The following is a 13,684-nucleotide window of genomic DNA, read 5'->3' as shown; positions in this document are numbered from 1 at the left end:
GGATGGATAAATGCCAAAACAAGATTTGGAAAATAAAGTGATTTGGATTACAGGTGCATCATCTGGCTTGGGCCAAGCGCTTGCAGAGGAGTGCGCTTTACGCGGTGGACAGGTGATTTTAACAGCACGACGTGTAGCAGAGCTGGAAAAAATTAAGGCAGCGTTGGTTCACCCTGAACATCACCTTTGTATTGGTGCAGATATTACTGATGAAAGCCAAGTCCTTCACGCTTATGAGCAAGTATTACAGTCAAAAGGTCAAATTGACTGGCTGATTAATAATGCAGGTTTAAGCCAACGCGCTTTAATCGCTGACACGACCATGCAGACTGAACGTGCGATTATGGAAGTGGATTATTTTTCACAAGTCTTTATCACCAAAACGGTTTTACCGACTTTTTTAAAGCAAAAGTCGGGCAAGATTGCCTTTGTTTCAAGTGTGGCGGGTTTGTTGGGAACGCAATATCGAGCATCTTATTCAGCTGCAAAAGCGGCCATTCATATGTGGGCCAATAGTCTACGTGCCGAAGTGGCTGATCAAGGTGTAGCTGTGTCTGTCATTTTTCCTGGTTTTATCAAAACCAATGTCTCGATCAATGCTTTGAATGGGGAGGGTAAACCACAAGGCCATGACAATGAAGCCACTGCCAATGGTTTAACGCCTGAAGTGTTTGCTAAAACTGTGGTCAATGCTTTATTGAAAGATGAAGAATATATTGTGGTGGGTGGAGCGAAAGAAAAATTGGGTGTACTGGTTTCACGTTTATCTCCTACTACACTCTATAAAATGATTCGTAAGATGAAAGTGAAATAAAGTTAAAATTCCCCTTTTGCATTGAACAGCGTTGCTATACAAAAAAAGGGGATTTGTATGCAATCTTTGAGAATCCTTCTAAACAAAGAGGGATTTTTCTAGCCCTCTCTTTTTATACAAAGGATAGGGAACTAAGACTGAATGGCTGTACCATAGGCAAACACTTCGACCATTCCACCCTGCATACCAAGTTCAGTGGTACTTAAACGTAGCCCCATAATTTGGCTCGACCCAATTTTTTCAGCTTCAAGCTTTAAGCGAACAATGGCTTCTCGACGCGCACGTTCTACCACAGTTTCATAACTGCTCAAACGACCACCAAAAAAGTTTTGGATATTGGCAATGACATATTTAAAGTAATCATTTGAAATGACGACATTGCTGCTGACCAATTGTCCTGTATGAGGCGTGGTTTTGAAACGGCTATTATCGAGCTGAATATAAGCCAAACGTTGTTCTTTTTGTTCCAATTCATGTAAATGTTTGCGTTCTGCATGACGACCAAAACCCCAGCCAATGGCAAATAAAGCAGCAAATACCACTATTTTAAAAATGAAAGCATCCATGTTTTAGCCTTCAGTGTTAAACGGGTCGGGAAGTCTGGTATGACCAGTTGCGACAACTACTGCAGTTCCATAAACAAAAAGTTCAGATGCACCTTGAGCAATATTGGAGGTTGAAAAACGAATACCGACAATTGCATTTGCACCCAAAGATTGCGCTTTAGCAATCATGCGATCCATGGCTTCTTGACGTGACTCTTCTAGTAGTTCGGTATACGCAGTAAGTTCACCACCCACGATATTTTTTAAACCTGCTAATAAATCGCGTCCAACATGTTTACTACGAACAGTGCTTCCATATACCACATCAATTTGACGGCTAATGGTATGCCCAGGAACAGATTCTAAATTACTCAGTAACATTTTTAATATTCAAATAAAAGAAGTTGTAATGAAGATAGGAAATCATGCTGTAAAAAGCAATAAAAAAAGCCTGCGTTGAGCAGGCTTTTTATTTTATTTAAAAATTATGGAGCGCTTGCTGCTGCTTTTTGTTCAGCAGTAGACGGCTGTTGTTGAATCACATCAGCAGTATTGGTTTTAAGACCGCCACCGAGTGTTTTATATACTTCAACCTGATTATTCATATTGGCTTGTTCAAGAAGCAATAAGCCTTGTTCAGCTGCATAAGAAGCACGTTGTGCATCCAACACCGTTAAATAACTATCAATTCCTGCACGGAAACGCGCATTAGACAGTTTATAAGTGGTATTGGTTGCCTGAACCAAACGTTTTTGTGCAGACAAACGATCGCCAATATTTTGACGAACCGCCAACGCATCATTCACTTCGCGGAACGCAGACTGAATTGATTTTTCATAATCAGATAGCGCAATTTGTTGATCCGTTTCTGAAATTTTGATGTTGGCTTTACGTGTGCCCCAATCGAAGATTGGAATATCTAAACTTGGACCGACTGACCAAATAAATGCGCCAGATTTAAACAAGTCGCTTAAATCGGTAGAAGCATAGCCTGCAGAACCCGTCAAGCTAATGGTTGGGAACATACGCGCTTTAGCCGCACCAATATTGGCACCCGCAGCAGAAAGTTGATATTCTGCAGTACGGATATCTGGACGGTTATTCAACAAGTCACTTGGTAAACCTGCACTTAAGGTATTGGTCTTAGTTACTCGCGTTACACGTTGATTCGGCAATAAATTCGCAGGAACTTGCTGACCGACCAAAAGATTCAATAAATTTTGTGCTTGTGCAATTTGCGTCTTGTAATTCGCAACATCATTACGTGCAGTTTCTACAGAAATTTGTGCCTGACGAACAGGAACTTCACTGTCGATACCCACATCGAAACGTTTTTTGTTGAGATTAAAAGACTCAAGTTGTGCTTTGAGTGTTTGATCTGCAAGTTTTAAATTTGCATTTGCAAACGAGTAGGATAACCAAGCTTGCGCCACCTGACCCACCAGTGCAATTTGCGTTGCATCACGTGCGCTTGAAGTTGCCAAATAAGTGTCTAGAGCATTGTCTTTTAAACTGCGGACACGTCCCCAGAAATCTAATTCATATGCTGTAACACCCAAACCAACATTGTAGCTGGTCATCGCGCCATTGGTGTTAAGCGTGTCTTGACGAAGCACGCCACCACTGGCACCAATGGTTGGAAGTTGGTTGTTTTGGGTGATTTGATACTGTTGTTGCGCACGCTGAATGTTTAAGGTCGAAGTACGCAAATCACGGTTATTGGCCAATGCCAAATCAAGAACTTGTAAAAGTCGTTGATCGGCAAAGAAGTCTTTATAACCTTGCTCAGCAATAGATGGACCAGCAGTATTGGTTAAATATCCCTGTTCAGGAATATTTGCTTGAGCTACGGGTTCTGGGCCACGCATACTTTGACAAGCTGTCAAAGCAAGCGCAAGTGCAGATACCGCAATGCTACGACCTGAAATAGACCATAATTTTTGCATCACGATGCTTGCTCCTGATTATTTGGTTTTTTAGGTTTGTATTTAAAGATACTTCGAATCCAGACATAGAATACAGGAATAAAGAAGATACCCAGTAAAGTTGAACTGATTACGCCACCCAGTACACCATAGCCGACTGAGTGCTGGCTACCTGCACCGGCACCTGAAGAAAGTGCAAGCGGAAGGACACCAAAACCAAAGGCCAAAGTGGTCATAATGATTGGACGCAAACGCATTTTTGCTGCATGTAATGTTGCTTCAAGTAAAGGTTCGCCGTGATCTTCTTGAAGTTCTTTTGCAAACTCTACAATCAAGATTGCATTTTTTGCAGCCAAACCAATGACCGCAATAATCGCCACTTGGAAGTAAATATTATTCGACAAGTTTGGATCATTAAGCAGCACCATTCCTAGATAAGTCAAACCTACTGCACCGACAATACCTAAAGGAATAACCATAAGGACTGAGAAGGGAATAGACCAACTTTCATAAAGTGCAGCAAGACATAAGAATACGATTAACATAGATAACGCATACAGTCCGGCTGTTTGCGACCCTGCTTCACGTTCTTCTAAAGATAAACCCGTCCATTCATAGTCAAAACCATTCATTCCCATTTCAGGAAGTTTGGCAATAATTTCTTCCATAGCAATCATGGCATCACCAGAGCTGATACCAGCAGCAGGTGTTCCTTGAATATTCACTGATGAAATACCGTTATAACGCTCAAGACGTGGTGAACCATATGTCCATTCACCTGTTGCAAAAGCAGAGAAGGGAACCATTTGACCAGCATTGTTACGTACATACCACTTGTTTAAATCTTCAGGCATCATACGTGCATCGGGTACGGCTTGAACATAAACTTTCTTCACACGACCGCGATCAATGAAGTCATTGATATATGAACCACCCCAAGCAATACTCATGGTGCTGTTAATTTCAGCAATGCTCACGCCCATCGCCGTGGCTTTTTCATTATCAATATAAACTTTATATTGCGGTGTATCTTCTTGACCATTCGGACGAACGCCTGCAAGACGTTTATCTTGAGCAGCCAAACCTAAAATGGTATTACGTGCAGCAATCAGTTTTTCATGACCGTTTCCTGCCGCATCTTTAAGCATAAAGTTAAAGCCTGCCGACACACCTAGTTCTGGCATTGCTGGAAGCTGTAAAGGCATCACATAAGAGGCATCTTTAGCAATCACATTGAGGGCCATACCACGTTGTATCACCGCACCAATTTGCGATTCAGGACTCGTACGCTCGCTCCAGTCTTTTAACTGAATAAACGCCAGACCTGCATTTTGACCGACGCCTGTAAATGAGAAACCTGAAACACTGAAGATCGATTCAACGTTGGCTTTTTCATTTTCCATAAAGAAACCTGTCATTTGGTCAATGACTTTATCAGTACGGTCAAGTGTGGCATTCGGTGGAAGTTGAACCAAAGTCATCACTACACCCTGATCTTCATCAGGTAGGAAAGAACTTGGTAAGTTTTTAAACAGGAATAACAAGCCCACAATCACCACGGCATAAATTGCGCCTGCGATTAATTTATGAACTAAAAGTTTACCCACCCATTTCTGATAGCCTTCGGCCATACGATCGAAACGCGTATTAAATCCACGAAAGAAACGAGCAAAGAAGCCGTTACTCTGTTCTTTGTCTTTATCATGCTGTTTCAACAAGGTTGCACAAAGCGCAGGTGTAAAAGTCAAGGCTACAATCAAGGACAAAACCATGGCCGTGACAAGCGTAATGGAGAACTGGCGGTAAATTACGCCTGTGGTTCCACTAAAAAATGCCATCGGAACAAATACTGCGGTTAAGACCGTCGTGATACCGATCAACGCACCTGAAATCTGTTTCATAGATTTTTCGGTTGCTTCGACAGGTTCAAGATGTTCTTCTACCATCACCCGTTCAACGTTCTCGACCACGACAATCGCATCATCGACCAAAAGACCAATCGCAAGCACCATGGCAAACATAGTGAGGGTATTGATTGAGAAGCCGAAAACATTAATTACCGCAAATGTACCCAACACGACAACAGGAACTGCCAATGTTGGAATAATGGTTGCACGCCAGTTCTGTAAGAATAAGAACATGACAATGAAAACCAAAATAACTGCTTCAACTAAGGTGTGAACAACGCTTTCAATTGAAAGTTTGATAAATGGCGTAGTATCAAATGCTAATTTGTCTTTTAAACCGGCTGGATAGTTTTTACGTAATTGTTCTAAACGCTCTTCAACCGCAGTTGCTGTATCTAAAGCATTCGCACCTGTTGCAAGTTTAATTGCTACACCACCAGCAGGCTTACCATTAAATTTAGAGGTAAACTGATAATTGTCCGAGCCTAACTCAACCTTGGCAACATCTTTTAAGGTTACTTTTGCTCCAGAACCCATACTTTTTAGAAAAATATTTTGGAACTGTTCAGGTGTTTGTAAAAGGCTTTGCGCATTTACCGTTGCATTCAGAACTTGACCTTCAACTGATGGTGCACCACCCAATTGACCTACTGCAACCTGTGCATTTTGGGTACGTAACGCAGCGACAACATCACTTGGTGTAAGTTGGTAGCTGCTTAATTTCGCAGGGTCCAACCAAATACGCATGGCATATGAACCACCAAAGACTTGAACTTCACCTACACCTGCAACACGACTAAGCGGTTCAGAAATGTTTGAGTTTACATAATCTTTAATGTCGGCATCGGTTAACTCACCATTCGGTGAATAAAATGCCAAAACTTGCAAGAAGCTTGCACCAGATTTAGTGACTCTTAACCCTTGACGTTGTACATCTTCAGGTAAAAGCGCCGTGGCGGATTGCAATTTGTTTTGTACTTGAACTTGGGCAATATCAGGATCAATCCCTTGTTCAAAGTTTAAAGCAATAGAAGCCTGTCCGTTACCCGCACTATTTGAAGAAATATAGCGTAAGCCATCTAGGCCATTCATTTGTTGTTCGATAATTTGCGTGACTGTATTTTCTACAGTTTCAGCAGATGCACCAGGATAAGTCGCAGAAATGCTGACCGTCGGTGGAGCAATCGTTGGGTATTGTGCAATTGGCATACCGCTGAGGGTTAAAATACCCGCCAGCATAATCACCAACGCAATCACCCATGCAAAGATAGGGCGATGAATAAAAAATTGAGCCATTTGGTCTACCCCTTATACACTTGAAGTAGATTTTTGTTCAGTTTTAGCTTCTGGTTGTGATGCTTTTTTTGCATCTGCTGCTGGCTGTGCCGCACCACCTTGTGGTGTAGTTGCTTGAGGTTGATAAGGTTTAGCAACGACGGTTGCCCCTTCTTTAACTTTCGCAACACCATCAACAATCACTTTCTCTCCAGTTTTTAAACCAGAAGTGACAATCCAGTCTTTACCTTGAACACCCGCGGTTTCAACAGGGCGTGTTTCAACTATATTTTTGCCATTTACAATCATGGCAATCGCTTGACCTGTTGGCGTACGAGTAATAGCGGCTTGAGGAATTAAAACTGCGTTTGGAATCACACCCTGAACAATTTGTGCAGTGGCATACATACCTGGCAGCAATAAATGATTTGGGTTTGGAAACACAGCACGGATCGTAATAGTACCAGTATCTGGATTTACACTCGCATCTGAGAACGCGAGGCGTCCTTCAACTGGATAATAACTACCATCTTCAAGTTTTAGTTTGACTTTAGTGTTATTACTGCTGTCTAAACTGCCTTGACTCAGTTGTTGACGTAAACGTAATAATTCAGAACTTGATTGATTAATATCAACGTAAATTGGATCTAAACGCTGCACTGTCACTAATGGCTCTGCTTGGCTTGCAGTCACCAACGCACCAATCGTAACGGTCGAGCGGTTGGTTTGCCCAGAAATTGGTGCACGAACAGTTGAATAACCTAAATTAATTTCTGCATTGCTCAGTTCAGCTTGACTTGCAGCAACATCAGCTTCGGCTAATTTTACTTGTGCCACCATATCGTCATAATCTTGTTTGGAAATGGCATTCGTGCCAACCAATTGACGATAACGACCTTCTTTCACGCGCAATGCATTTAGGTTTGCTTTTTGACGGTTTAGGGCAGCACGTGCGCTATCTACGCCCGCACGATTGGTACGTGCATCAATTTCATACAGCGCCTGACCTTCACGTACATAACTGCCTTCGGTAAACAAACGTTTTTGAATCACACCGCTGGTTTGTGGACGAACTTCAGAAATTTCAAATGCCGTGGTACGACCAGAAAGTTCTACCGATTGCTCTACACTTTGTGGCTGAGCAACAACAACACCAACTTCAGTCGGTGGCATTTGTTGTGCTGCGCCAGCTTGCTGAGCATCTTTTGGATCTTTGCTACAACCAACAAGTGCAAGACTTGTTGCTAATGCGCAAGCGGTTAGGGTCGTTCCCCATAGCTTTGCAGACATCATTGTTCCACCTCGATTAAATTACTGTCTAAAATTAAATCTAAAAATTAATTTGTTTTGTGTGACTGAATTTGGCATACAACAGATAAAGTAGCGTGATCCAAATAAAACCTATGCTCCAACCTGCCAAGACATCAGAGGGGAAATGTACACCCAAATAAATCCTTGAAATTCCCATACTCAACAACCAACTAAAAGCGCAAACCCAAATGAGTTGACGCTTCGTGTGTTGTTGACTTAAATACATTGCAAGACAGCTTAAAACAGCTGCATATACAGTGTGCGCACTTGGAAATGATGCCCCATAGCTTTCGACCAAATGATATATTTCAGGTGGACGAGGTTTAGAAATTAAATATTTGAGTAGCCAAGCTATGGCCATACTCCCAATAAGTCCGAAACTAATAAAAATGACACTTGTGTATTTTTTATACCAAACTTGATACAAACACCAGAGTGTGGTTAAAAATAACACAAATGGCATGCCGCCTATAGCAGAAAGAGTGATAGAAATTGTATTTAAATACTCGGTACGATGCTGAGCCAGCCCCTCTACGATCATCAAATCGACCTGACTAAAAGAGGGTGTTAAAAGTATTAATATACTGATAGTTAATAGAAAAAATCCTACAAAAAGCATTAAGTAAGGCATGAATGTAACCTTTTTCTATATGAGTCGATTGAAGCAAAACTACTGAGCGCTTAAAGTGTACTCATCAGTACACTTTATTTCAAGTGTGTAAATGAGGCTCATTCTTTTTAACCATTTTTAACCATGAAGTAAAATAAAAAATGAATTACTTCACATTTTGTTTGTGTAAGTGTGTCGATTCTTCAACTTCAAGTGGGGTTTTAGGTGGCCAAAAAAAGTCACTAGGACGGGTTAGAAAGTGTGTCAATACAAGTTTTGCCAGAGGTTTCCACTGTTCAAAACGAACGCGTCGCGCACGTAATGCCACAATAATGGTTAGACTGAAACTTACAAATAAATTGGTTAATCCTATCAAAATGACTCCCAACAAGGAGACAATGATTAATCCAATTTCAGGGCTACCATTAATGGTCAGTAAACCTTGACTAAAGTTGGCTGAAGCAAAAGCAATATGGCGAATATCCAGCGGTAAGCCCAAAATAAAACCAATGGTACTCATGCTACCCAGCATAATCCCAAATAAAAAATTCCCTGCCAACGCACCTAAATTTCGTTCAATATAGGCAGAAAACCTGTTTAGTCGCTCTTGTCCCATCATTCGCTTTAAGCGTGGATGAGCTTTTAAACGAGGGCCGACTTTACGATAAACCGCCATATTGTCGAAGTAACCAGCAATTAGGCCAGAAAAAAATAAACAAACACCAGCAATCGCTGCATGTGGAATGGCAAGTGACGTAAATGGGTTGAGTGCATGCAAGGTTTGGGTGGCTTTGATGTGATTCAGAAGAGGTTCATCCATGCCGTATTGCCACAGCAGCGTAATGATTGCAGCAACAGGAATTGCAATTGAGATATTGCCTAAAATAGCAATAAATTGCGTTCGAATGATATTAATAATCAGTGCGGCAAGTTCTGCAATTTGTGCCGTTTTAGAACCTTTACGTTGTTGTACGGTGGCTGCAAGTGCAGCCGCGGTCATGGCGGGTTGTTTGGTCGCAACGGTAAAATGCAGCACGTGAATGAGCATAAACCCTAGAGAGTAATTCATGCTGAAAATAAATGCCTGCATCAGCGGCGCCATGACCAAACGTGCTGACAGAATTTTAAGCGTTGCCATGGTGGCGATAATAACGCCCGCGCCAGCAGCAGATTTATACATCGACCAAAAGCCTTGCTTATCTGTACTGACGTAATGCTCGCCCGTTTTACTGGCATTTTCTGTGACTTGAAGCGCAATCAGTTCACTATTGGTCGCCAAAAGAGATCGAACACTACGTTCACTATAAATTGCGGTGGTAATATCGACCATAAGCAAACCCAATGACTGGTAACGGATTTGCTCTTCATCAACAATGATGTTCAGTAACAGCTCTATGCGGTCTAGGCATTGCTCAAGTAAAGATAGGAGATAGGTGAGGCTTAAGCTCACTCCAATTCTTTTTGTCGCGCGACGAATTTTTAGTACGACATCCCGACATTGTTCAATCATAACCAAGGCTTGTGATGCATCGGGTGGTACAATCACTGCTACGTCATCTGTACTTTGATGAATTTTTTTATAATGTTGAATAAACTCAATAATTTCTCGGTTTTGTACCAAAAAAGGGGATTCATATTCTGTTAAATTTGGCTGCGCGTTAATAAATTCTGGATAAAGCCCAATCCCACTAATCCGATAGGAGAGTACAGTAATCGCTTTAATCAGTTCACTTTTAATTTGCAGCTTTTCTTTTTGATTTGTGTGACCTTGATTAATCAGTGCAAATATTTTTTGCCAATGATCTTGTGTAATATTATCTAACCAATATTTATCACTACGCTGAAAAAATACACGGCGGACCAAATCTTGAAGCTGGGTTTCATCATTAATGAGCGGTAGAAAGTGAGCACCTAAGCGCTGCGCTAACTGATTCCAAAATCCATCTAATGATAAAATTCCTGTGTCGGCATACAAGCTGGTTTGTTTATATTGAATAATCAGCTTTAAAACAAAAGTTTGCAAAGTGATTACCGCATGAGGGGTAATCAAAAGTGCTTGCAATAATGCCTGAACTTTGTGATTGATTTCTTCTGTATCAGCTGGATCGATAGGTCGAATTCGACCAATCAATTCAATCAGTAATACATCATCAAGAGCGGCTTGGTTGGATTCAAGCTGCTCCTGCATTTTTAAAAATAGATCATTAAAATTTATATGCATAAGCGAGCTTAAAATATATTTTTGAGAAGTTCATTATTGAATTCGATTTAAAGCAAGTTGGGTTAGATTAACCAATGCTTGACGATATGGGGTGTTGGGTAAAGCGTCTAGAGCTTCTAGAGCAGCCTGGGTTTCTTCTGTTGCACGTTGATGACAATAGTCAAGTGCACCACAGTTTTGTACAATTTCAATCACACGTTGGAGTTGAGCAGTACCACCTGTTGCAATACTCAAACGCACAATGTCATGCTCTTCTGCGGTGGTTTTTTGTAAAGCAGAGATTAAAGGTAAGGTGGGCTTACCTTCCATTAAATCGTCCCCAATATTTTTACCTAATGTTTCTGCGTCTGAAGTGTAATCTAAAATATCATCGATAATTTGGAAGGCATTGCCAAAGTGGCCAGCAAAGACTCTCATGGGTTCTCTATATTGCGGCGTGTCTGCTAAAATTGCTGCGCCTTCAGTGGCCAGTTCAAACAAACGGGACGTTTTGCCGTGAATAATATCTAAATAGGTTTGTTCTGTGGTATCAGGCTGATGTTGTGCTTGAAGTTGTAGGACTTCACCTTCAGCAATTTCGCAAGTTCCCGTTGAAAAATCTTTGAGTAACGTCATATTGTTTAAATCGACCAATAAATCAAAAGCACGGGAAATTAAAAAGTCCCCGACCAAAACTGCTGTTTGATTATTCCAGGTCGCATTTGCTGTCGGTCGACCGCGTCTTAAACTTGATTCGTCTACCACATCGTCATGTACCAAAGTTGCGGTATGCAACATTTCAATGATGGCTGCCAATTTGCGGTGTGATTCTAAATCTTCTGCACCACAGGCTTTTGCAGCCAATAAACACATAATCGGACGCATGCGCTTACCGCCAGCTTCGACCACATGTTTACTGACCGACATGACGAGCGCAACTTTAGAGGTAATTCCTTCATTAATAAAAGTGTCCATCGCAGCAAAGTCTGAAGCAACAGGAGCGAGAATATCTTGCTTGAAGTCGATGGCCATACGAAGAGAAACCTCTATAAAATTGAATTGCTTATTATATAGTGTAACAATTATATCTAATGATATCGCTAAGCGCTCAATATAGATGCTTAAATCGTGAGTAAGCAAAATTATTGTAATCTCGCTTAACTGTTGAATAAACATTAAATATATGACTGAGCGGGCGTTTGCTAGTCTATAGTAGTGAATTGATTTTTAAAATCTATTTCATTTTATAAAATGTAAGTCTTCAATATAGAAAAGCTATTTCATTAGAATTTGATCGTTTATAAAATAAACAATGTTTATGAGTAAAAAAATATCAAAACAGCTTGTTGTTTATTCGATTATCACTTAATATCTTTGCCCTTAGATATCCCCCAGTGGCGCTCGTCTTAAGATCGATATATTCCTTTATCGGCACGACGACACGGGCATGTTTGGAGTACATTATGTACGCAGTAATCCAAAGCGGTGGTAAGCAACACCGTGTTATTGAGGGTGAAACCCTTAAAGTAGAATTATTGAAAGCTGAAACCGGTGCAACTATTACGTTTGATGACGTATTAATGCTTGTAAACGGCGAAAGCATTCAAATTGGTGCTCCAGTTGTTGCTGGTGCTACAGTAACTGCTGAAGTAGTTAGCCACGGTCGTCACGACAAAATTCGTATTGTTAAAATGCGTCGTCGTAAACATTACCGTAAACAACAAGGTCACCGTCAATGGTTTACCGAGTTGAAAATTACTGCTATTTCAGGCTAATTACGAGGATTATGAAACATGGCTACTAAAAAAGCTGGTGGATCGACACGTAACGGTCGTGACTCAAACCCTAAAATGTTAGGTGTTAAAATGTACGGTGGTCAAGCTGTGACTGCTGGTAACATCATCGTTCGTCAACGTGGTACAGAATTCCACGCTGGTGCAAACGTAGGTATGGGCCGTGACCATACTTTATTTGCTACCGCTGATGGCGTGATCAAATTCGAAGTGAAAGGTCAATTTGGCCGTCGCTACGTAAAAGTTGAAACTGTATAAGTTTTAATTTTTATAAAAAAACCCGCATTTTGCGGGTTTTTTTTTGCTTAATTTAAGCAATTCAATTTTAAATAATAATTTAAGCTGATGCCAAAATAATAAAATTTAAATACTTATCTATTTTTGATTATTTTTCGAACACTTTTTGTTTCAATTAACAGTACATTAATTAAAAATTTTGTGAATTTTATCACATTTTGAGGAATATACTAAAAATTACAAAATTAAAATAAAGGCAGATGGACATGAACACAATATTTAAAAAAGTCTTGCGCTCATCAAATTCTTATCTAGCTCACCCAATAGAAAAAGCGCATAAAAATCAGCATAGTTATATATTTGAATTCAATTCATTATCTTGTCCTTATTCTTTTTCTCATGAGCAGAAAAAGTGTGTTGAACACTTAAACCTCACCCCAAAATTACTATTGTTAAGTGTCATGTTGGCAATGGGTGGGAATGTTTGGGCAACAAGTGGAGATAGTCATCAATCTCATGGAGGAAGTCAGGGGCAAGGACACGAATCTCATGGTAATGGGAACGGATATGGGCATGGGCCGAAACCTCCCCATTCTTCTGGCCCTCAGGGTCCTGTTGGCCCTCAAGGACCTCAAGGTGAGCAAGGCATACCAGGTATAAATGGTGATACCGGAGCGACAGGTGCACAAGGTGCAATGGGATTGACAGGTGCTCAAGGTGTAAAAGGTGACATGGGTGTGACAGGCGCACAAGGTATACAAGGCGTAAAAGGTGACACAGGTGCAACCGGAGCGACAGGTGCACAAGGTGCAATGGGATTGACAGGTGCTCAGGGCATAAAAGGTGTACGGGTGTAACAGGTGTGCAAGGCGTAAAAGGTGATATGGGTGCAACTGGAGCGACAGGTGCACAAGGTGCAATGGGATTGACAGGTGCTCAGGGCATAAAAGGTGATACGGGTGTAACAGGTGTGCAAGGCGTAAAAGGTGATATGGGTGCAACTGGAGCGACAGGTGCACAAGGTATACAAGGCGTGAAAGGTGATACAGGTGCATAAGGTGCAATGG

13 protein-coding genes are annotated in these 13,684 nt (G+C 41.1%); 5 read left to right on the top strand and 8 right to left on the bottom strand.

What is annotated here, in order from left to right:
- Nucleotides 1-10 precede the first annotated feature (10 nt).
- Entirely contained in the window at nucleotides 11-814 is an 804-nt protein-coding gene (locus H0S58_RS09895) for an SDR family NAD(P)-dependent oxidoreductase (RefSeq protein WP_195726416.1), read from the top strand.
- A 131-nt stretch (nucleotides 815-945) separates the two neighbouring features.
- On the opposite strand, the gene H0S58_RS09890 is transcribed toward H0S58_RS09895, so the two are convergent.
- The 8 genes from H0S58_RS09890 to sdsA form a co-directional block, all read right to left on the bottom strand.
- On the bottom strand, nucleotides 946-1,380 hold the full coding sequence (locus H0S58_RS09890) for a YbjQ family protein (RefSeq protein ID WP_195726415.1): 435 nt from the start codon (nucleotides 1,378-1,380) through the stop codon (nucleotides 946-948).
- A gap of 3 nt (nucleotides 1,381-1,383) precedes the next feature.
- The gene (locus H0S58_RS09885; RefSeq protein WP_195726414.1) at nucleotides 1,384-1,740 is read right to left on the bottom strand and encodes a YbjQ family protein; all 357 of its coding nucleotides are present in this window, start codon (nucleotides 1,738-1,740) and stop codon (nucleotides 1,384-1,386) included.
- A gap of 104 nt (nucleotides 1,741-1,844) precedes the next feature.
- Nucleotides 1,845-3,305: a multidrug efflux RND transporter AdeIJK outer membrane channel subunit AdeK gene (gene adeK / locus H0S58_RS09880; RefSeq protein WP_195727596.1), complete on the bottom strand. Its 1,461-nt coding sequence runs from the start codon at nucleotides 3,303-3,305 to the stop codon at nucleotides 1,845-1,847.
- Nucleotides 3,305-6,487 carry an efflux RND transporter permease subunit gene (locus tag H0S58_RS09875; protein WP_092719591.1) on the bottom strand — a complete coding sequence of 1,061 codons (3,183 nt, stop codon included), beginning with the start codon at nucleotides 6,485-6,487 and terminating at the stop codon, nucleotides 3,305-3,307. Before H0S58_RS09875 ends, adeK begins: the two co-directional genes overlap by 1 nt.
- Before the next feature lie 12 nt (nucleotides 6,488-6,499).
- The gene (locus H0S58_RS09870; protein ID WP_193889815.1) at nucleotides 6,500-7,759 is read right to left on the bottom strand and encodes an efflux RND transporter periplasmic adaptor subunit; all 1,260 of its coding nucleotides are present in this window, start codon (nucleotides 7,757-7,759) and stop codon (nucleotides 6,500-6,502) included.
- A gap of 37 nt (nucleotides 7,760-7,796) precedes the next feature.
- Entirely contained in the window at nucleotides 7,797-8,408 is a 612-nt protein-coding gene (locus H0S58_RS09865; RefSeq protein WP_195726413.1) for a phosphatase PAP2 family protein, read from the bottom strand.
- A gap of 145 nt (nucleotides 8,409-8,553) precedes the next feature.
- Nucleotides 8,554-10,608 carry a site-specific recombinase gene (locus H0S58_RS09860; protein ID WP_092719601.1) on the bottom strand — a complete coding sequence of 685 codons (2,055 nt, stop codon included), beginning with the start codon at nucleotides 10,606-10,608 and terminating at the stop codon, nucleotides 8,554-8,556.
- 33 nt (nucleotides 10,609-10,641) lie between these two features.
- Nucleotides 10,642-11,619 (bottom strand): All-trans-nonaprenyl-diphosphate synthase, encoded by a 978-nt coding sequence (gene sdsA, locus H0S58_RS09855; RefSeq protein ID WP_195726412.1) that lies wholly within the window; start codon nucleotides 11,617-11,619, stop codon nucleotides 10,642-10,644.
- Between the two features lie 431 nt (nucleotides 11,620-12,050).
- Here sdsA and rplU point away from each other — a divergent pair, with 431 nt between their 5' ends.
- The 4 genes from rplU (at nucleotide 12,051) to H0S58_RS09835 (ending at nucleotide 13,674) form a co-directional block, all read left to right on the top strand.
- The gene (gene rplU, locus H0S58_RS09850; protein ID WP_053579798.1) at nucleotides 12,051-12,362 is read left to right on the top strand and encodes a 50S ribosomal protein L21; all 312 of its coding nucleotides are present in this window, start codon (nucleotides 12,051-12,053) and stop codon (nucleotides 12,360-12,362) included.
- A gap of 18 nt (nucleotides 12,363-12,380) precedes the next feature.
- Nucleotides 12,381-12,638, top strand: a complete 258-nt coding sequence (gene rpmA / locus H0S58_RS09845) for a 50S ribosomal protein L27 (protein ID WP_053579799.1) — start codon at nucleotides 12,381-12,383, stop codon at nucleotides 12,636-12,638.
- A 245-nt stretch (nucleotides 12,639-12,883) separates the two neighbouring features.
- A complete protein-coding gene (locus H0S58_RS13975; protein ID WP_265088223.1) occupies nucleotides 12,884-13,474 on the top strand; it encodes a collagen-like protein in 591 nt (196 codons plus the stop codon).
- 5 nt (nucleotides 13,475-13,479) lie between these two features.
- Nucleotides 13,480-13,674 carry a hypothetical protein gene (locus H0S58_RS09835; RefSeq protein WP_195726411.1) on the top strand — a complete coding sequence of 65 codons (195 nt, stop codon included), beginning with the start codon at nucleotides 13,480-13,482 and terminating at the stop codon, nucleotides 13,672-13,674.
- Nucleotides 13,675-13,684 lie beyond the last annotated feature (10 nt).

Source organism: Acinetobacter sp. TTH0-4 (genome assembly GCF_015602665.1).
GTDB classification, from domain to species: Bacteria; Pseudomonadota; Gammaproteobacteria; order Pseudomonadales; family Moraxellaceae; genus Acinetobacter; species Acinetobacter albensis.
The sequence above is the reverse complement of the archived record's forward strand: the minus strand, read 5'-3'. Positions and strand labels throughout refer to the sequence as shown.